Genomic DNA, 18,705 nt, shown 5'->3' on the forward strand with positions numbered 1-18,705 from the left:
GTTCGTTTAACCTCTTCGGTCCGTTAGAGCGCTTCCGCGCCCGAAATGATTTCGATCAGTTCCTTGGTGATCTGCGCCTGGCGCTGGCGGTTATATGTGATCGAAAGCTTGTCGATCATCTCGCCTGCGTTGCGCGTCGCGCTGTCCATGGCAGTCATCTTGGCGCCCATCTCACCGGCTGCGTTCTCAAGAAGCGCACGGAAGATCTGCACCGAAATGTTGCGTGGGATCAGATCCGCAAGAATGGAAGGCGCATCCGGCTCGTATTCGTAAACCGCATCCGAACCTTCGCCGGCGTCCTCTGTGGGAACCGCTGCGGGGATGATCTGCAGCGCGGTCGGCACCTGAGACATCACCGACTGGAATTCGGAGTAGAATAGCGTGCAGATGTCGAACTCGCCCTTCTCGAACAGGCCGATCACCTGACGGGCGATCTCATGCGCGTTCTCGAAGCCGATCTTCTTCACCTCTCGCAGGTCCACGCGATCGATGATCAGGTCGCCATGGTCACGACGCAGGATGTCGTAACCCTTTTTGCCGACGCAGAGCACCTTCACCGTCTTGCCGTCCCGCAGAAGTGCGCGGATGTGCTCGCGCGCCTTCTTGGCGATCTGGCTGTTGAAGCCGCCACAAAGACCGCGCTCGGCCGTGGCGACGACCAGGAGATGCACGTCGTCCTTGCCGGTGCCGGCCATCAGCGGCGGCGCGTCGGTTCCCGACACGGCGCCGGCAATGTTGGCGAGCACGGTTCCCATGCGTTCGGCATAGGGCCGCGCAGCCTCGGCCGCCTCCTGGGCGCGCTTCAGTTTCGCCGCGGCGACCATCTGCATCGCCTTGGTGATTTTCTGCGTCGCCTTGACCGAGGCGATCCGGTTGCGAAGTTCCTTAAGGGAAGCCATGCTCGCTTAGCCTCAGGCGAAGTTCTTGGCGAATGCGTCGATCTGTGCCTTGAGCTTCTCACGCAGATCGTCGGAAAGCGCCTTTTCCTTGCGGATCGCTTCCAGCACGTCCTTGCCGTCCGCACGCATGTGCGAAAGCAGGCCCTGCTCGAAACGGGTGACATCGGCAAGCGGCAGCTTGTCGAGGTAGCCATTCACACCGGCAAAGATCACGGCAACCTGCTCTTCCGTCTTCAGCGGCGAGAACTGCGGCTGCTTCAGGAGTTCGGTCAGGCGTGCACCGCGGTTGAGCAGGCGCTGGGTCGAGGCGTCGAGGTCAGAACCGAACTGCGCGAACGCAGCCATTTCACGGTACTGGGCGAGCTCACCCTTAATGGAGCCGGCAACCTGCTTCATCGCCTTGATCTGGGCTGCGGAGCCGACGCGCGACACCGACAGACCGACGTTCACGGCCGGGCGGATACCCTGGAAGAACAGGTTGGTCTCGAGGAAGATCTGACCGTCGGTGATCGAGATCACGTTGGTCGGAATGTAGGCCGACACGTCGTTTGCCTGCGTCTCGATGACCGGCAGAGCGGTGAGCGAACCAGCGCCCTGCTCGTCGTTCATCTTCGCCGCGCGCTCGAGCAGGCGGGAATGCAGGTAGAAAACGTCACCCGGGTAAGCTTCACGGCCCGGCGGGCGGCGCAGCAGGAGCGACATCTGACGGTAGGCGACGGCCTGCTTGGACAGATCGTCATAGGCGATCACGGCATGCTTGCCGTTGTCGCGGAAATATTCGCCCATGGCGCAGCCGGCAAACGGAGCCAGGAACTGCATCGGAGCGGCGTCGGAAGCGGTTGCGGCGACGATGATCGAGTATTCGAGAGCGCCGCGCTCTTCCAGAACCTTCACAAGCTGTGCAACCGTGGAGCGTTTCTGGCCAACGGCGACATAGACGCAGTAGAGCTTCTGGCTCTCGTCGTCACCGTCGTTGAGCGGCTTCTGGTTGAGGAAGGTGTCGAGAACGATGGCGGTCTTGCCGGTCTGGCGGTCGCCAATGATCAGCTCGCGCTGGCCGCGACCGATCGGGATCAGTGCATCAACGGACTTGAGACCCGTGGACATCGGCTCGTGAACCGATTTGCGAGGAATGATGCCCGGCGCTTTTACGTCAACGCGTGCGCGTTTCTTGGCCTTGATCGGGCCTTTGCCGTCGATCGGGTTGCCGAGCGCGTCAACAACGCGACCAAGCAGCTCCGGACCGACCGGAACGTCCACGATGGCGCCCGTGCGCTTCACCGTGTCGCCTTCTTTAATGTCACGGTCGCTACCGAAGATAACGACGCCGACATTGTCGACTTCCAGGTTGAGCGCCATGCCGCGGATGCCGCCTGGGAACTCCACCATCTCACCGGCCTGGACATTGTCCAGACCATAGACGCGGGCAATGCCGTCGCCCACGGAGAGCACCTGGCCAACTTCTGAAACTTCGGCTTCCTTGCCGAAGTTCTTTATCTGATCCTTCAGAATTGCGGAAATTTCCGCCGCACGGATGTCCATCAGCCGACCTCTTTCAGTGCAAGCTTGAGCGAATTAAGTTTGGTTTTGAGCGATGTGTCGATCTGGCGCGAGCCCATCTTGACCACCAGCCCGCCGAGAATGGAGGGATCAACAGAAACGTTGATTGAAACGTCCTTGCCAGCCACTGCCTTGAGGGCGGCCTTCAGTTCCTTCTCCTGCGTCGCGTTGAGCGCATGCGCTGCCGTCACGTCCGCCGTGGTCTCACCGCGATCTTCTGCGGCAATGTGGCGGAATGCGCGGATCATCTGCGGAACGGCGAACAGACGCCGGTTCTTCGCCACGACACGCAGGAAATTGCCGACCAGGTCCGTGATTTTGGCCTTGTCGAGAACGGCGCTGATCGCCTTCAGCTGGTCGTCGGCGGAAAAAACCGGGCTCTCGACCAGACGCTGGAGATCGTCGCTGCCTTCAAGAAGCTTTTCGAAACGACCGAGATCGGCCTCGACTGTGGAAATCGCCTTGGCTTCCTTCGCCAGTTCGAAAAGCGAACCAGCGTAGCGCCCTGCCATTCCGGAAATCATGGAGCCAGATTGTGCCACGGGATGGTCATCTCTCACGCATAGAAGGCCACAAGATTTTTTGCTGGAGCACCGAGCTCGGGCTAAATCTCTGACCTGATTGAATTTTTCCCCTCGCAAAAAGACATAGGACATGCCTTCCTGCTGAAAGCCGATTGCCGTCTAGCACAGGCTTCCGAGAGTCGCAACACGCATAGCCCCCGGCAAACCGGTTGCTTTGTCGCAGTTTCGACGCATTTTTGATCTGTCAGGCAACGAATCCCATCACGAAGGCCAGCGGCAGCACCGCCAGAACGAGCGACAGAAGCAGAAACAGCCAGCTATAAAGCGCCTTCGCACCATCCGAGAGCATCGAGATCGCACAGCCGAAAGCCGACACGGCCCACGCTGCGCCAAGCGCCAGATAGATGAAGGGCTGCGCCAGCATCATCGCCGCCAGCCCGAAACCGATATAGAAACCGCCGATGATGGCGCGCGGCACGACCAGCATTTCGGTGCGCTCCGCCGCCGGCTGCAGCCGGAAGAGACGCAGGGCCAGCCTGGGCATGAACATGACGAACAGGCCGATGAAGATCGTCACCGCCGCCGCCGACCAAGCCAGCCATTCGCCCTGGGTTACCGGCCATGGAAAGGAGAACTGCATCTGAAACCCCCGTTTGCGGATTGCGGCCCGAAAAGGCCTATTTCAAGCTTCGGTTCTCTTATCCTGCTTCAACCCCCGGACGGCATAGCGCATCAGCCACACTTCACAGAAAACTCTGCGGATCGATGTCCACCTGAACCCGCACCGAGCCGCGCGGCCTTGGCCCTGCCTTGATCATGTCGCGCAGAAAGCCCTGAATGTCCGCGCGGCGCGTGCCATGCACCAGCAGCCGAAACCGGTGCCTTCCGGCCACCAGCGCCAGCGGCGCTTCGGCAGGGCCGAGCACATCTACCTCATCGGCGCGAGGCGCCGCACGCCGCAGCGCGCGTGCATGGCTTTCGGCCTCCTGGCGCGTGGCTGCACTCACGATGATGCCGGCAAGCCTGCCAAATGGAGGAAGCCCCGCCCGTTCGCGCTCGGCTGTCTCGCGCTCATAAAACGCCTCCGCATCGCCCGTCACGATCGCTCGCATCACCGGATGCTCGGGCTGATAGGTCTGCAACAGGCCGAGGCTCTTGCGGCCCGTGCGCCCCGCGCGGCCCGTCACCTGCGCCAGAAGCTGAAAGGTGCGCTCCGCCGCGCGCGGATCGCCATTGGCCAGCCCCAGATCCGCGTCGATCACACCCACCAGCGTCATGCCGGGAAAATTGTGCCCCTTGGCCACAAGCTGCGTGCCAATGATGATGTCTGCCTCGCCCTTGGCGATGGCCTCCAGTTCCAGCCGCAGCCGCTTCACGCCCCCCATCATGTCGGATGACAGCATGATGGTGCGCGCATCGGGAAAAAGCTGGTCCACCTCTTCGGTGATTCGCTCCACCCCCGGCCCGCAGGCCACCAGATGGTCGAGCGTCCCGCATTCCGGGCAGGCTTCCGGGCGCGGCTCGTTATAGCCGCAGTGATGGCACACAAGCTGCCGCCGAAAGCGATGTTCCACCAGCCAGCTCGAACAGTCGGGACATTGAAACCGATGTCCGCACACCCGGCACAAGGTCAGCGGCGCATAGCCGCGCCGATTGAGAAACAGGAGCGACTGCTCACCTCTAGCCAGCGTCTTCTTCATCTCCTCGATCAGCACCGGCGAGAGGAAACCGCCACGCTCGGGCGCCGCCTTGCGCATGTCGATGGTGGCAAGGTCGGGCAGCGCCGCATCGGCAAAGCGCGAGGAAAGCACGATCCGCTCATAGCGGGCCTGATTGGCATTGACCCGGCTTTCAAGCGATGGCGTTGCCGACGCAAGCACCACCGGAAAGCCGCCGATATGCCCGCGCACCACGCCCATGTCGCGCGCATTGTAGAAGACACGGTCTTCCTGCTTGTAGGCCGGGTCGTGTTCCTCATCGATCACGATCAGCCCAAGCTCGCGAAAGGGCAGGAACAGCGCCGAGCGTGCGCCCGCCACCACCCGCAGCTGCCCTTCGGCCACCTGTCGCCAGACACGCTCGCGCTTCTTCGGCGCAAGGTCGGAGTGCCATTCGGCGGGCTTTGCACCAAACCGGTCATGAAAGCGTTCAAGAAAGGCCTGTGTCAGCGCGATCTCGGGAATGAGGATCAAAACCTGCTTGCCCCGCTCCAGCGCAGCCGCCACTGCCTCGAAATAGACTTCCGTCTTGCCCGAACCCGTCACACCGTCGATCAGCGTCACGCTGAAGACATCGGTGCCGGCCTTTTCCCGCAGGCGCGCGGCGGCTTCCGCCTGCCCATCGGTCAGCGTCGCGCGCCCGAATGTCGGGTCGGGCAGAGCCACCACCGGGCGCGGCGGGATCGAGACCGTCTCGAACACGCCCTGCGAACGCAGTCCTTCGATCACGCTGGCGGAAACGCCCGCCGCATGGGCAAGCCCCGCCTTGGTCCATGCCTGGCCGTCGGCGGCCATTTCCAGCACGCGTTCGCGAGCTGCCGTCAGCCGGTCAGGCCCCATGCCCTCCACAAGCCGCAGCCCCTCGGTCGGCGGTTCGGGATCGAACGCCGCCGGCGCACGCAGCAGCATGCGCGCCACCATACCGGGCGGCGAAAGCGTATAGCTCGCCACCCAGTCGACGAACCGGCGCATCTCTTCGGGGATCGGCGGACAGTCGAAAACCCCGGCAATGGCCCGAAGCTTTTTCGCCGCCACCGCCTCGCCCGACCCGTCCCACACGATGCCAGCCACCTCGCGCGGCCCCAGCGGCACGCGGACGATGGAGCCCGGCTCCACGCGCATGCCCTCGGGCACGGCATATGAGTAGGGCCGCTCGGCCGGCATCGGCACCATGACCGGAACAACGGAGCTCATTGGCGAATCTTTTGTCATCGGGCGTGACCTTGCCCTGTTCTTGCATTAGAGCAAAGACCGAACATATGGAGGATGAGTGTGCATCCTCTCAATCCCCGCCTTCGGACTGCCTAAGGAGTTTGTCATGAAGTTCTTCGTCGACACCGCCGACGTCAATGAAATCCGCGAATTGAGCGACACCGGTCTGCTCGATGGCGTCACCACGAACCCGTCGCTGATCATGAAGTCGGGCCGCGACATCATGGAAGTGACGAAGGAAATCTGCGGCATCGTCGATGGCCCGGTTTCCGCCGAAGTCACCGCGACAGATTTCGAAGGCATGATGAAAGAGGCCGATGTTCTCTCGAAGATCGCCGACAACATCTGCATCAAGGTGCCGCTCACCATGGACGGCCTCAAGGCCTGCAAGGCGATCACCTCTTCGGGCCGCCTCGTCAATGTCACGCTCTGCTTCTCGGCCAATCAGGCGCTGCTTGCCGCCAAGGCCGGCGCAACCTTCATCTCGCCCTTCATCGGTCGTCTCGACGACATGGGCATCGATGGCATGGACCTGATCGCCGAGATCCGCACGATCTACGACAATTACGATTTCGGCACTGAAATCCTCGCAGCCTCGATCCGCACCGTAAACCACGTGAAGCAGGCCGCCCTGATCGGCTCCGACGTCGCAACCGTGCCGCCGTCAGTTCTGAAGGCGCTGGTCAAGCACCCGCTCACCGACAAGGGCCTCGAAGCCTTCCTCGCCGACTGGGCGAAGACCGGCCAGAAGATCGGCTGAGGCTAAACAGCCGGAAACAACCTCGGTGCAAGATTTGCACCGACACAGACGCCCCCTTCTCCCCGTCTGCGGGGAGAAGGTAAGGATGAGGGGCCAGCGCCAGCAACAACAGCAGGCGCGCCATTCTTCTCCGAAAACTGATTTCTACCGCCGCACGCCAATCGGCACGCTCGCCGCAAATCCCAACGCATGTCTCCCGAAAGTGGGCACCGGTTTCGGGACAAAGACATGCGTCAAATCAAGGACCTAAAGCGCACAGAGCGAATCTGAAAGATCGCGCCGCGCTTTAAAAGGTCGCGTCCGGGTCGTCGCGCAGCCGTTGCACCGTGTGCTCCTGAAGGCGCGCGGCCACATCCGCAGGCTCACCCTCACCCAGCGCTTCGGGCATGATCGGTTTGCCAATCACCATGCTGATCGCCCGGCCCTTCTTGTTCAGAAGCTCGTGGAACAGCGTCATGTCGCGCAGTTCTGTCGAATAGCGCGAGAGCAGATAGAACAGGCCCGAATTGCGCGCCGTCATGTTCATTGGAATGACCGGCACCTGATAGCGCCGCGCGAGCGCCACCACGGAGGGCTGCCAGGGGCGTTCGGTCAGCTTGTCCCTGTTCCAGTAGGCGATGCGTCCGGAGGGGAAGAGCACGATGGCCTTGCCGGCGTTGAACGCCTTGGCGGTCATTTCCAGCGTATCCCGGCTCTTGGCGTGAGACTTTTCACCCGCGCGCCATTCCACCGGAATGATCAGATCGCGGAACCGCGAATTGACACGCAGGGCATCCCGGTTGGCGAAAATCGCCATATCCGGACGAACGGCCTTCATCATGTCGTAGACGGCGATGCCGTCGGCAATGCCGGTCGGATGATTCGGCGCAAGGATAAAGCCGCCCGAAACCGGAATATTCTCCAGCCCGCTCGCCGAGATTTCCAGTGAAAGAAGCCGGCTGATATAGGCGAAGGCATCCCGGCCGGATAATTCGGCAACCTCGTCGGCCATGGTCACGGCCTGCCGGTAGTGCAGAAAGCGGTAGAGAAAGGGCTGGGCCAGCGGCCACAGCATATTCTGCGAAAGATGCGTGGTGCGCTCGGCAATCAGTTGATCGACCACATGCGGCGTTTCGGGCGCATAGACGTCGCGGCCCAGTACGCGGCTACCAAGAACCGCAGCAACCGAGGTCAGCGTCGTGTGCAGAGCCATGGACGAAGTGCCCCCTGCAGCATTTCGGTTCTCGTCATCACCGTCACTCCGCTCCTTCGACTTGTCGGAAGATGAGCTTCCACGGAAATAGCGCAACATTCAGAGATCACGCCTCACAGGCTGTTTCACCGAATACTGTGACGACGCAATGACACGAATGCAAGATTACAACGTCCATGTGCAGCGAAACGACGGCCGCTGAGGGCAGCAGTGTTATGATCCGTTCTCCGCGCGCGCCAGGTCCTGCCCCAGCGCCAGACGCAATTGCTCCGCCAGTTCGCGGGCAGCGCGGTTTTCCGCATCGCGTTCTGCGCGCAGCGCGGCGAACTCCTGTCGCGGCACATCGTAGGCCGAGGAGATCTGGCGGCGCCCGGTCGCAACCACACTGCCGGTGTCGCTGTCGGTAACCTTGTAATCCGCCGTCATGGTCATGAGGCTGGAGGTGGGCTCATTGTCGGTACGAACCTGCACGCGCGCCGCCGCAGTGCTCGACCGCGTCACGGAAAGATCAACCGTATATCGTGCGCCTGCGGGCTGGCCGGCTCCACCATTGAGCAGGAAAATCAGGTGGTTGCGAACCTCCTGCCCATAGCGTGTGTCGACCGGCGCAATGGCTATGGACGACAGGGCGGGCACGGAGGCATAGCCGCTTGTCGTTACATCGGGCGTGGCCATCAGGGGGCGCACCGTGCAGCCGGACGCCACCGCCAATGAGAGTGCCAGACCGGCCAGAAGCGAAACGCGAAACGTCGGGTTCAAGCTTTCCCCCTGTTTTCCAAACAGCATCAATCCGGGTCCCGCGGCATCAGGCAACGATGTTGACGATGCGCTGCGGAACGACGATCACCTTGCGCGGCTCAGAACCGTTCAGCGCCTTCTGGACGAAATCGAGCTGGAGCACCGCATCTTTGACGGCAGATTGATCTGCGTCGCGCGCAATTGTCAAATCACCACGCTTCTTGCCGTTGATCTGAACGGGCAGGACGATTTCATTGTCCACGACCAGCGCCGGATCGAACGCCGGCCAGGCGCTCGCAGCGACCAGCCCCTCACCGCCGATCGCAGCCCAACACTCTTCGGCGAGATGCGGCATGAAGGGCGCGACCAGATGGATCAGGATGTCGACGGCCTCGCGCGCCGCGCCCTTCACCGCTTCGTCCGCTCCGGCCAGCGCCGAAAGCGGCTCCTGCAGATCGTTGACGAGCTGATGAACGCGCGCAATGGCGCGGTTGAAGGCCAGCTTCTCGATGTCTTCGCCCACGGCCTTCAAGGCCTTGTGCGCCGCCTTCGAAGTCGCAACGGCAGAGCCCTCATGCGCCGCCTTCGGCGCCACACCACGCACATGATCCGCAACTTCGGAGACCAGACGCCAAACACGCTGTACGAACCGGTGCGCCCCGGTCGCGCCATCGTCCGTCCATTCCACGTCGCGCTCGGGCGGGGAATCGGACAGCATGAACCAGCGCGCCGTATCCGCGCCGAAGGACTCGATGATGTCCTCGGGGCTCACCGTGTTCTTCTTCGACTTCGACATCTTCTCCAGCGAACCGATGGATGCGGGCTCACCCGTGGCGATCTCCACCGCCTTGCGATCATCTCCCGAACCGGAGAGTTCGATCTCGTTCGGAGCCAGCCACCGGCCATCTTCGGCGCGATAGGTCTCGTGCACCACCATGCCCTGTGTGAACAGGCCCTTGAAGGGCTCGGCCACGTCCAGATGGCCCGTCGCGCTCATGGCGCGGGCGAAGAAGCGCGAATAGAGCAGGTGCAGGATCGCATGCTCGATACCGCCGATATACTGGTCAACCGGAAGCCATTCATTGGCGGCCTTCGGATCGGTCGGGTCATTCTCCCACGGCGCAGTGAAGCGCGCGAAATACCACGACGAATCCACAAACGTGTCCATCGTGTCCGTCTCGCGCCGCGCATCGCCGCCGCATTTCGGACATTTGACATGCTTCCAGGTCGGATGCCTGTCCAGCGGATTGCCCGGCTTTTCGAAGTCGATATCGTCGGGCAGCTTGACCGGCATGTCGGATTTTGGCACCGGCACGACACCGCAATCGTCGCAATGGATCATCGGGATCGGACAGCCCCAGTAGCGCTGCCGCGATACACCCCAGTCGCGCAGGCGGAAATTCACCTTGCGCTCGCCCACCGGTCGGCCATTGATCGTCTCCGAGGACAGGCGGTTGGCCACCTCCTCGAACGCCGCCTTCGGCTTCATGCCGTCGAGGAAGCGCGAATTGATCATCACGCCATCGTCGGTGAAGGCTTCCTCGGTGATCTGGAAGGTCGCGGCATCCGCGCCTTCCGGCATCACCACCGGCGTCACCGGCAGGCCGTATTTGTTGGCGAAGTCGAGGTCGCGCTGGTCGCCCGACGGACAGCCGAAAATCGCGCCCGTGCCGTAATCCATCAGCACGAAATTGGCGACATAGACCGGCAGCGTCCATTCCGGTTCGAAGGGATGACGCACGCGCACGCCCGTGTTGAAGCCCTTCTTCTCAGCCGTCTCCAGCGCCGCTGCCGAGGTACCCATGCGGCGGCATTCATCGCAGAATGCGGCAAGCTCGGCATTCTTGGCAGCCAGTGTCTTCGCCAGCGGATGATCGGCGGCAATCGCCATGAAGGATGCGCCAAATAGCGTGTCGGGCCGGGTCGTGTAGACCTCCAGCTCATTCACGCCCTCAGGCACCGTCTCCTCGGCAAACGCCCAGCGGATCAGCATGCCTTCCGAACGGCCGATCCAGTTGCGCTGCATCAGGCGCACCTTTTCCGGCCACTGGTCCAGATCGTCGATGGCGTCGACCAGATCCTGCGCATAATCGGTGATCTTGAAGAACCACTGCGCCAGCTCGCGCTGCTCGACTTCCGCGCCGGAGCGCCAGCCGCGACCGTCGATCACCTGCTCGTTGGCGAGCACGGTCTGGTCCACCGGGTCCCAGTTGACTTTGGAGGTCTTGCGCGTCACCAGCCCCTTCTCGAAGAAGTCGACAAACAGCATCTGCTGGCGATGGTAATAATCCACGTCGCAGGTGGCGAACTCGCGACTCCAGTCGAGCGACAGACCGAACGTCTTCAGCTGATCGCGCATCACCGCTATGTTCTGATAGGTCCACTCCTTGGGATGCACCTTGTTCTGCATCGCCGCGTTTTCCGCCGGCATGCCGAACGCGTCCCAGCCCATCGGGTGCAGCACATTGTAGCCCTTGGCGCGCTTATAACGCGCGACCACGTCGCCCATCGTGTAATTGCGCGTGTGACCGATGTGAATGCGCCCGGACGGATAGGGAAACATCTCGAGCACGTAGTATTTCGGCCGCCCGTCATCATTGCTGGCCTCGAACAGCTTTGCCTCGTCCCAGGCTTTCTGCCAGCGGGGTTCTGCGACACGGGGATTGTAACGTTCGGTTGCCATGGCCGGATTTTCACAAGATAAGAAGCGGAAATGATGTCGGCGGACCTTCACCATGGTTTCGCCGAAGCGTCAACTCCAAGAGGCCTTTTTGGAAGAGGGATCAGCGAACCGATGAGCCACGCCGTCGAGAATTTGCAGGATGTCAAAGCGAAGATAGCAGAGGCGGAGAAAGCTGCCGGACGCTCAGGCGAGCCCGTCACACTGGTCGCCGTTTCCAAGACGTTCGATGCAGATCAGATCCGCCCGGTCATCGAGGCGGGCCAGCGTGTTTTCGGCGAAAACCGTGTCCAGGAAGCCCAGGGCAAATGGCCCGCGCTGAAGGAGGCCCATCCAGACATCGAGCTGCGCCTGATCGGCCCGCTGCAGTCCAACAAGGCCGCCGATGCCGTTGCCCTGTTCGATGTTATCGAGAGCATCGATCGCGAAAAGATCGCCCGCGCGCTCTCGACCGAGATGAAAAAGCAGGATCGGCACCCGCGTCTTTATGTCCAGGTCAACACCGGGCTTGAAGAGCAGAAAGCCGGCATCGATCCGCGCCAGGCCGTCACCTTCGTCAAGCATTGCCGCGAGGAATATGGCCTCGCCATCGAGGGTCTCATGTGCATCCCGCCGCTCGACGAAAACCCCGGCCCGCATTTCGCGCTGTTGAAGAAGCTCGCCGCCGAGGCCGGCGTCGAGAAATGCTCCATGGGCATGTCGGGCGACTTCGAGAAAGCCATCGCTTTCGGAGCCACCAGCGTGCGCGTCGGATCGGCGATCTTCGGCGCGCGCTGAGGGATCAGGCCCCCGCCGCTGAGCGCCCCGTCGCACGCACGACAATAATAAGAAACAGCAGCGCTCCGAGCAGGATGAGCACCGCGCCGGCTTTCGCCAACCCTTCGCCCATTCCCAGGATCGCAAACACGATGCCCGGTGCCATGACGATCACTCCGAGCTGGGCAAGAAGCACCTGCAACCTCGCCAGCCGCCCCTCCGCTGCCTGAGGCATCACGGTATAAAAGGTGCCGTACAGCGCGATGGTCACCCATCCAAGAAGATTCAGATGTCCATGCGCCGGCGCCAGTGTGTGATCGCCCGACGCCGCCATATAAATTCCAAAGCTCATCCCAAGCACCGCGTAAAGCGGGGCTGTGATCCAGCAAACTCTCGCAAGCCCGTTCATAGCTGCCCCTTCCGCCACTCGGCGCGCGGCAACCGGACTCACAGCGATTCCGGTTCGCGCGGCCTGATTTTCTGAGGAAGAATCTACATCGGCGGCGAAGGGGTAGGAATATAGGCACAATGGCTGGCCCGGATTAGCGGATATCGACCTTCTCGGCCAGAAAATCGAGGAATGCCCGGACGCGGGTCGGGAGGAATTTTCCCTGTCCGACATAGACTGCATGGACGCCCTCGCGATCGCCCGGATTAAAATCCTCCAAGAGCGGCACCAGCCGCCCCGCGTCAATGTCCGGCTGGATGTGCCAGCGGGCATGGCGGGCGATGCCCGCGCCCGCCAGCGCCATCAACCGCATGGCCTCACCGTCACTGACAAGCGTGCCGGCAGTGGGCGGGATGCTGCTCTTCATCCCCTCCGGTCCGGTGAAGGGCCACCCTTCATGAATGCGCGAAAAGCAGAAGCCGAGCAGCGCATGGCCGGCAAGGTCGGCCGGGCTCTCCGGCCGTCCATGTACTTCCAGATAAGAAGGCGCGGCCACGACGGCCATGCCGCTATCACCAAGCTTGCGCGCAATCAGGCTCGATTCGGCGAGCGCTCCGGCACGGATGGCAACATCCGCCCGCTCCTCGATCAGATCGATCACCCGATCCGTCAACACCAGATCCACAACCACATCCGGATAGCGGGCCATGAATTCTGGAAGCAGCGGGATCAGCCGGTTCTGGCCGAAAGGCACGTTCGAGTTGACCCTGAGGCGCCCGCGCGGCGCGGATCCCGCCGCAGCTTCCTGTTCAGCCGCCTGGATATCCGCCAGAATGCGCACACCGCTTTGATAGAAAGAGCTTCCCTCCGGGGTTATCTGAAGCCGGCGCGTGGAGCGACGCAGCAGCCGCGTTCCAAGCCGGGCCTCGAGCCGCGCCACCAGCTTGCTGACGGCGGACGGCGTCATCTTCAGATCGCGCGCCGCGGCTGAAAAGCCCTGCAATTCCACCACCCGCACGAACACTTCGATCTCACCGGAACGGTTTATGTCGACACGCGCCATTTATGAATTGAATTCCATGATGATTTTATTTTTTGAAGTCTAATTCATCAATTGCCAGACGTCCATCTAAACGCAAGTGATCAATCCAAATTCGCCCTTTCGCAACGACAAGAGCCTTTGACATGCCCCTTGCACTCTACGCGCTGACCGCCGGCGCTTTCGGCATCGGCGTTACCGAATTCGTCATCATGGGTCTGCTTCTGGAGGTGAGCGCCGATCTTGATGTCACCATCTCCGCAGCCGGTCTCCTCATTTCCGGTTATGCGCTCGGCGTGGTGGCCGGCGCGCCCATTCTGGGCGCTCTGACCGGGCGCTGGTCCCGCAAGACCCTGCTGATCGCCCTGATGGTCATCTTCACGCTCGGCAACCTCGCCTGCGCGCTTGCGCCCAACTACTGGGCCCTCATGGCCGCGCGCGTGCTGACGGCCTTTGCACACGCATCGTTCTTCGGTGTTGGCTCCGTGGTGGCCACTGGCCTTGTCTCCCCCGACAGGCGTGCCTCGGCCATCGCCATCATGTTTACCGGCCTCACCGTGGCAAACATTCTCGGTGTGCCGTTCGGCACCTGGCTCGGTCAGGCATTCGGTTGGCGCTCCACCTTCTGGGCCGTCACACTGGTGGGCCTTGCAGCCCTGGCCATCATCGCCATCTTTGTTCCGCGCGACGATGCTTCCGCTGGTGAGGACGGCAGCGGAAACACGCTCGCCGTGCTGGCCCGCCCGCAAGTGCTTCTCGGCCTTCTGACAACGGTGCTGAGCTGGGTCGGCGTGTTTGCTGCCTTCACCTATATCGCGCCTATCCTCACACGCATCACCGGCTTTTCAGAAAGCGCAGTCTCGCCCATCCTGCTCGTCTTCGGCGGCGGCCTCATCGCCGGAAACCTCATCGGCGGGAAATTCGCCGATCGATGGCTCAGACCGGCCGTTCTCGGATCACTCGCCCTGCTCTCGACCGTCCTCTTTGCCATGAGCTTCGCCGTCCACGAAAAGGCAACCGCCGTGATCGCCATCGGGGTGTTTGGTGCTGCCGCCTTCGCCACCGTGCCGCCCCTGCAGATGTGGGTGCTCAAAAATGCCGAGGGCGCCGGCCAGGGCCTCGCCTCCTCCTTCAACATCGCCGCCTTCAATCTCGGCAATGCGATCGGTGCCTGGCTGGGCGGCGCGGTGATCGACCACGGCCCAGGCCTTGGTGCCGTCATCTGGATCGCCGGCCTTGTGCCCATGGCGGCTTTCGCGGTCGCGTTCGCCGCGCACCGCATGGAGCATCGGCGCACAACCCGGGAAGCCGTCTGCGATCCCGCCACATCCTGACCCGTCATCCTCTATCCAACCAGGGAGCAAATCATGGAATACAGAAATCTCGGAACATCGGGCCTGAAGGCCCCGGTCTTGAGCTTCGGCACGGGGACCTTCGGTGGCACCGGTCCATTGTTCGGGGCCTGGGGCAACACCGATGCCAATGAGGCCCGCCGTCTCATCGACATCTGCCTCGACGCCGGGCTCAACCTCTTCGACACTGCAGACGTCTATTCAGACGGCGCTTCCGAAACGGTCCTTGGCGAGGCCATCAAGGGCCGCCGAGACGCTGTTGTGATCTCCACCAAGGTGGCCCTGCCCACAGGCGACGGTCCTGCCGATGCCGGCACCTCGCGCGCCCGTCTCGTTCGCAGTGTCGACGCGGCCCTGAAACGCCTCGGAACCGACTACATCGACCTCCTGCAACTGCATGCCTTCGATGCCGCAACGCCGGTCGAGGAGGTTCTGTCGACCCTCGATGATCTCGTGCGCGCCGGCAAACTGCGCTATCTCGGCGTATCCAATTTTTCCGGCTGGCAGGTGATGAAGTCGCTGGCGGCCGCTGAGCGTCATGGCTGGCAGCGCTATGTCGCGCACCAGGTCTACTATTCGCTGGTCGGCCGCGATTACGAATGGGAATTGATGCCGCTCGGCCTCGATCAGGGTGTCGGCGCGCTGGTCTGGAGTCCACTCGGCTGGGGCCGGCTTACCGGCAAGATCCGTCGTGGCGTTCCCCTCCCCGAGGGCAGCCGCCTGCACGATACGGCCAGCTTCGGCCCGCCCGTTGACCAGGAACAGCTTTATCGCGTGGTGGATGCGCTAGAGGACGTGGCCGAGGAAACTGGGAAAACGGTTCCACAGATAGCAATCAACTGGCTTACACGCCGGCCGAGCGTCTCCTCCGTCATTATCGGTGCCCGCAACGAGGAACAGCTACGTCAAAATCTCGGCGCTATCGGCTGGTCGCTGTCGGATGAACAGATCGCGAAGCTCGATGCGGCAAGCCTCACCGATGCCGCCTATCCCTACTTCCCCTACCGGCGGCAGGAGGCGTTCGCCCGCCTCAGCCCGCCCGCCGTCTGACCCTGCGATGCAGCCGGGCATGGAGTGAGGAGGAGGCTCCACGCCCGGCAGCGGCCTGACCCCAACAGGCATCAGTGCAGGACAAGCTCGCCGGCCACGCTACGCCACTCGCTCGGCGAGATCAGTTTCCTGTGCGTGTAGGTGACTGAATGAAGCGGCCCGTCAAGCGTCTCGTTCCAGAAGTCGATAAACCGGTAGAGTGCCGGAAAATCCGGTGCTGTGTCGTAATGCTGCCATAGAAAACTCTGCAGGATCGTCGGATGATCCGGCATGTGATAAAGAAACTCTGCCGTCGTCAGTCCATAGCCCCGGAGCATCAGCTCCATTTCGCCCTTCTGCTGCATGTGCTTCCTTTCCGAATCAAGTTCCGGATTGAGAAATTGTGCGGCGAAAGCGATTCTTCGTCCAGCCTGATGCTGTCACATATGCGTAAATTTATCGTGTAAATACAAATTGTTAGCAGCCGGAATCCATCGGTGCTAACGCTCTGGCCCATGCGTTTTGTGCGGTTCTACCGCTGCCACCAAATGTCTAATGTTGTAGCGGCAGGCAGAATGGTAATAATGCGCGCGAGCCAGCGGACCCTGCGTCTCGATGCGCAGCTCCAGTCCCAGCAAGTGCCTACCCGGAGGAGGAAAAATGTCCGAAGTCCACGTTCACCGCGTCAAATCCGCGTGGAAGAAAAACGCGCTCATCGACGATGAGACGTATCTCAAATGGTACAAGGACAGCGTCAAGGATCCGGAAAAATTCTGGAAGAAGCACGGCAAGCGCATCGACTGGTTCAAGCCTTACACCAAGGTGAAGAACACCTCCTTCAAGGGCAAGGTTTCGATCAAATGGTTCGAGGACGGCGTGACGAACGTCGCCTACAACTGCATCGACCGCCATTTGAAAAAGCGCGGCAACCAGACCGCCATCATCTGGGAAGGTGACAATCCCTACGACGACAAGAAGATCACCTATAACGAGCTCTACGAGAAAGTCTGCCGGCTCGCCAACGTGCTGAAGTCGCGCGGCGTCAAGAAGGGCGACCGCGTCACCATCTACATGCCGATGATCCCGGAAGCCACCTATGCGATGCTCGCCTGCGCGCGCATCGGCGCGGTCCACTCGGTCGTGTTCGGCGGGTTCTCGCCCGATTCGCTTGCCGGCCGCATCGAGGACTGCCAGTCGGATTTCGTCATAACCGCCGATGAGGGTCTGCGCGGCGGCAAGAAGATTCCGCTCAAGGAAAACACCGACAAGGCCATCGCACTGGCCGAAAAGGCTGGCGCAAAAGTGCGCCACGTTCTGGTTGTCCAGCGCACTGCCGGCAAGATCAACTGGTTCGAGGACCGCGATCTCTGGTACCACGAGGAAACCGCGAAGGCGAAGCCAGAGTGCAAGCCGGAGAAGATGAAGGCGGAAGACCCGCTGTTCATCCTCTATACGTCGGGCTCGACCGGCAAGCCGAAGGGTGTTCTGCACACCACGGGCGGCTATCTCGTCTATGCCTCGATGACACATGAATATGTCTTCGACTATCACGATGGCGACGTCTACTGGTGCACCGCCGATGTGGGCTGGGTCACCGGCCACAGCTACATCGTCTATGGGCCGCTGGCCAACGGCGCCATCACCCTGATGTTCGAGGGCGTGCCCAACTACCCGGACGCCTCCCGCTTCTGGCAGGTTGTCGACAAGCACAATGTCAACATCTTCTACACCGCCCCCACCGCGATTCGCGCCCTGATGGGCGCCGGCGACGAATTCGTCACCCGCGCCTCGCGCAAATCGCTGCGCATCCTGGGTTCGGTCGGCGAGCCGATCAATCCGGAGGCCTGGGAGTGGTATTACAACGTCGTCGGCGACAAGAAATCACCGATCGTCGACACATGGTGGCAGACGGAGACCGGCGGCATCCTCATCACGCCGCTTCCGGGTGCAACGGACCTGAAGGCGGGTTCTGCCACGCGTCCGTTCTTCGGCGTCCAGCCGCAGCTCGTTGACGGCGAGGGACAGGTTCTCGACGGCGCGACCAGCGGCAATCTGTGCATCACCGATTCCTGGCCGGGCCAGATGCGCTCCGTCTATGGCGACCATGAGCGCTTCATCCAGACCTACTTCTCCACCTACAAGGGCAAGTATTTCACCGGTGATGGCTGTCGCCGCGACGAGGATGGCTATTACTGGATCACCGGTCGCGTCGATGACGTCATCAACGTGTCAGGCCACCGCATGGGCACGGCGGAGGTCGAATCCGCGCTTGTCAGCCATGACAAGGTGTCGGAAGCCGCCGTTGTCGGCTACCCGCACGATGTGAAGGGCCAGGGCATCTACTGCTATGTGACCCTCATGGCCGGCGAAGAAGGTTCCGAAGAGCTCAAGAAGGAACTCGTCGCCCATGTCCGCAGTGAGATCGGGCCGATCGCTTCACCGGACAAGATCCAGTTCGCGCCCGGCCTGCCGAAGACACGCTCGGGCAAGATCATGCGTCGCATCCTCCGCAAGATCGCCGAGGACGATTATGGCGCACTTGGCGACACGTCGACGCTCGCCGATCCCGCCGTGGTCGACGACCTGGTCGAGAATCGCCAGAACAGGAAGGGCTGAGGATCCGGGCGCCGCGCAGGCCTGCGCGGCGTTTTTCGTTTACCTCTTGTAGGAAGGCGGTATCGCCTCCACATTGGTGGTGTCGTCAACGAACCGAAAGGAGGTGATCCAATGTCGAGTGATTTCCGTTCAAGCGTGGTCTCGATGGATTGCCTTCGCGGGGAGCAGTCTTCCCGCTGAAGCGCATGAAGCGCGGATGGACTGCCACCGCAGACCAGCCATGACCGCGTGAGAATTCGAAA

Annotated in this window: 16 protein-coding genes; 5 read left to right on the top strand and 11 right to left on the bottom strand. The window is 61.9% G+C overall.

Annotation, left to right across the window (positions count from 1 at the left end; translation table 11 throughout):
* Positions 1-23: 23 nt before the first annotated feature.
* The 5 genes from BLW55_RS10210 to BLW55_RS10230 all read right to left on the bottom strand — a co-directional run bounded on the left by BLW55_RS10210 (position 24) and on the right by BLW55_RS10230 (position 5,913).
* Positions 24-899: a F0F1 ATP synthase subunit gamma gene (locus BLW55_RS10210; protein WP_007009217.1), complete on the bottom strand. Its 876-nt coding sequence runs from the start codon at positions 897-899 to the stop codon at positions 24-26.
* 12 nt (positions 900-911) lie between these two features.
* Entirely contained in the window at positions 912-2,441 is a 1,530-nt protein-coding gene (gene atpA / locus BLW55_RS10215) for a F0F1 ATP synthase subunit alpha (RefSeq protein ID WP_007009216.1), read from the bottom strand.
* Positions 2,441-3,001 (bottom strand): F0F1 ATP synthase subunit delta, encoded by a 561-nt coding sequence (locus BLW55_RS10220; RefSeq protein WP_007009215.1) that lies wholly within the window; start codon positions 2,999-3,001, stop codon positions 2,441-2,443. Before BLW55_RS10220 ends, atpA begins: the two co-directional genes overlap by 1 nt.
* Before the next feature lie 226 nt (positions 3,002-3,227).
* A complete protein-coding gene (locus tag BLW55_RS10225) occupies positions 3,228-3,623 on the bottom strand; it encodes an AGROH133_08824 family phage infection protein (RefSeq protein ID WP_090328688.1) in 396 nt (131 codons plus the stop codon).
* Positions 3,624-3,726: 103 nt separating this feature from the next.
* Complete coding sequence (locus tag BLW55_RS10230) at positions 3,727-5,913, bottom strand: primosomal protein N' (RefSeq protein WP_090328690.1); 2,187 nt, start codon at positions 5,911-5,913, stop codon at positions 3,727-3,729.
* Positions 5,914-6,019: 106 nt separating this feature from the next.
* Between BLW55_RS10230 and fsa the strand changes: the two genes are divergently transcribed.
* Positions 6,020-6,673, top strand: a complete 654-nt coding sequence (fsa, locus tag BLW55_RS10235; protein WP_090328692.1) for a fructose-6-phosphate aldolase — start codon at positions 6,020-6,022, stop codon at positions 6,671-6,673.
* Positions 6,674-6,959: 286 nt separating this feature from the next.
* Here fsa and BLW55_RS10240 read toward each other — a convergent pair whose 3' ends face one another.
* From BLW55_RS10240 to leuS, 3 genes are all read right to left on the bottom strand, one after another.
* A complete protein-coding gene (locus BLW55_RS10240) occupies positions 6,960-7,865 on the bottom strand; it encodes a 1-acyl-sn-glycerol-3-phosphate acyltransferase (RefSeq protein ID WP_090329955.1) in 906 nt (301 codons plus the stop codon).
* 213 nt (positions 7,866-8,078) lie between these two features.
* Positions 8,079-8,624, bottom strand: a complete 546-nt coding sequence (lptE, locus tag BLW55_RS10245; protein WP_244509038.1) for an LPS assembly lipoprotein LptE — start codon at positions 8,622-8,624, stop codon at positions 8,079-8,081.
* A 46-nt stretch (positions 8,625-8,670) separates the two neighbouring features.
* The gene (gene leuS, locus BLW55_RS10250) at positions 8,671-11,286 is read right to left on the bottom strand and encodes a leucine--tRNA ligase (RefSeq protein WP_090328696.1); all 2,616 of its coding nucleotides are present in this window, start codon (positions 11,284-11,286) and stop codon (positions 8,671-8,673) included.
* 111 nt (positions 11,287-11,397) lie between these two features.
* On the opposite strand from leuS, the gene BLW55_RS10255 reads away from it, so the two are divergent.
* Positions 11,398-12,060, top strand: a complete 663-nt coding sequence (locus tag BLW55_RS10255) for a YggS family pyridoxal phosphate-dependent enzyme (protein WP_090328698.1) — start codon at positions 11,398-11,400, stop codon at positions 12,058-12,060.
* Between the two features lie 4 nt (positions 12,061-12,064).
* Here the strand turns inward: BLW55_RS10255 and BLW55_RS10260 are convergent, their stop codons facing one another.
* Together BLW55_RS10260 and BLW55_RS10265 are read right to left on the bottom strand one after the other, a co-directional pair.
* Positions 12,065-12,448: a hypothetical protein gene (locus BLW55_RS10260; protein WP_007009207.1), complete on the bottom strand. Its 384-nt coding sequence runs from the start codon at positions 12,446-12,448 to the stop codon at positions 12,065-12,067.
* Positions 12,449-12,581: 133 nt separating this feature from the next.
* Complete coding sequence (locus BLW55_RS10265) at positions 12,582-13,490, bottom strand: LysR family transcriptional regulator (protein ID WP_090328700.1); 909 nt, start codon at positions 13,488-13,490, stop codon at positions 12,582-12,584.
* A 122-nt stretch (positions 13,491-13,612) separates the two neighbouring features.
* Between BLW55_RS10265 and BLW55_RS10270 the strand changes: the two genes are divergently transcribed.
* Together BLW55_RS10270 and BLW55_RS10275 are read left to right on the top strand one after the other, a co-directional pair.
* The gene (locus tag BLW55_RS10270) at positions 13,613-14,800 is read left to right on the top strand and encodes an MFS transporter (RefSeq protein WP_090328701.1); all 1,188 of its coding nucleotides are present in this window, start codon (positions 13,613-13,615) and stop codon (positions 14,798-14,800) included.
* 33 nt (positions 14,801-14,833) lie between these two features.
* On the top strand, positions 14,834-15,868 hold the full coding sequence (locus BLW55_RS10275) for an aldo/keto reductase (RefSeq protein WP_090328703.1): 1,035 nt from the start codon (positions 14,834-14,836) through the stop codon (positions 15,866-15,868).
* A gap of 71 nt (positions 15,869-15,939) precedes the next feature.
* Here BLW55_RS10275 and BLW55_RS10280 read toward each other — a convergent pair whose 3' ends face one another.
* Positions 15,940-16,212, bottom strand: coding sequence for an usg protein (locus tag BLW55_RS10280; protein ID WP_007010905.1), 273 nt, complete (start codon positions 16,210-16,212; stop codon positions 15,940-15,942).
* 295 nt (positions 16,213-16,507) lie between these two features.
* On the opposite strand from BLW55_RS10280, the gene acs reads away from it, so the two are divergent.
* The gene (gene acs / locus BLW55_RS10285; protein ID WP_007010906.1) at positions 16,508-18,463 is read left to right on the top strand and encodes an acetate--CoA ligase; all 1,956 of its coding nucleotides are present in this window, start codon (positions 16,508-16,510) and stop codon (positions 18,461-18,463) included.
* Positions 18,464-18,705 lie beyond the last annotated feature (242 nt).

The sequence above is a fragment of the Nitratireductor aquibiodomus genome (assembly GCF_900105565.1).
In the GTDB taxonomy this organism is placed as follows: Bacteria; Pseudomonadota; Alphaproteobacteria; order Rhizobiales; family Rhizobiaceae; genus Nitratireductor; species Nitratireductor aquibiodomus.

Excerpts from the sequence above, each read along its gene's own strand:
- BLW55_RS10280 (WP_007010905.1), bottom strand. The coding sequence starts at position 16,212 with ATGCAGCAGAAGGGCGAAATGGAGCTGATGCTCCGGGGCTATGGACTG.
- BLW55_RS10255 (WP_090328698.1), top strand. The coding sequence starts at position 11,398 with ATGAGCCACGCCGTCGAGAATTTGCAGGATGTCAAAGCGAAGATAGCA.
- BLW55_RS10225 (WP_090328688.1), bottom strand. The coding sequence starts at position 3,623 with ATGCAGTTCTCCTTTCCATGGCCGGTAACCCAGGGCGAATGGCTGGCT.
- BLW55_RS10240 (WP_090329955.1), bottom strand. The coding sequence starts at position 7,865 with ATGGCTCTGCACACGACGCTGACCTCGGTTGCTGCGGTTCTTGGTAGC.
- BLW55_RS10265 (WP_090328700.1), bottom strand. The coding sequence starts at position 13,490 with ATGGCGCGTGTCGACATAAACCGTTCCGGTGAGATCGAAGTGTTCGTG.
- fsa (WP_090328692.1), top strand. The coding sequence starts at position 6,020 with ATGAAGTTCTTCGTCGACACCGCCGACGTCAATGAAATCCGCGAATTG.
- leuS (WP_090328696.1), bottom strand. The coding sequence starts at position 11,286 with ATGGCAACCGAACGTTACAATCCCCGTGTCGCAGAACCCCGCTGGCAG.
- BLW55_RS10260 (WP_007009207.1), bottom strand. The coding sequence starts at position 12,448 with ATGAACGGGCTTGCGAGAGTTTGCTGGATCACAGCCCCGCTTTACGCG.
- BLW55_RS10230 (WP_090328690.1), bottom strand. The coding sequence starts at position 5,913 with ATGACAAAAGATTCGCCAATGAGCTCCGTTGTTCCGGTCATGGTGCCG.
- BLW55_RS10275 (WP_090328703.1), top strand. The coding sequence starts at position 14,834 with ATGGAATACAGAAATCTCGGAACATCGGGCCTGAAGGCCCCGGTCTTG.
- acs (WP_007010906.1), top strand. The coding sequence starts at position 16,508 with ATGTCCGAAGTCCACGTTCACCGCGTCAAATCCGCGTGGAAGAAAAAC.
- BLW55_RS10210 (WP_007009217.1), bottom strand. The coding sequence starts at position 899 with ATGGCTTCCCTTAAGGAACTTCGCAACCGGATCGCCTCGGTCAAGGCG.
- BLW55_RS10270 (WP_090328701.1), top strand. The coding sequence starts at position 13,613 with ATGCCCCTTGCACTCTACGCGCTGACCGCCGGCGCTTTCGGCATCGGC.
- atpA (WP_007009216.1), bottom strand. The coding sequence starts at position 2,441 with ATGGACATCCGTGCGGCGGAAATTTCCGCAATTCTGAAGGATCAGATA.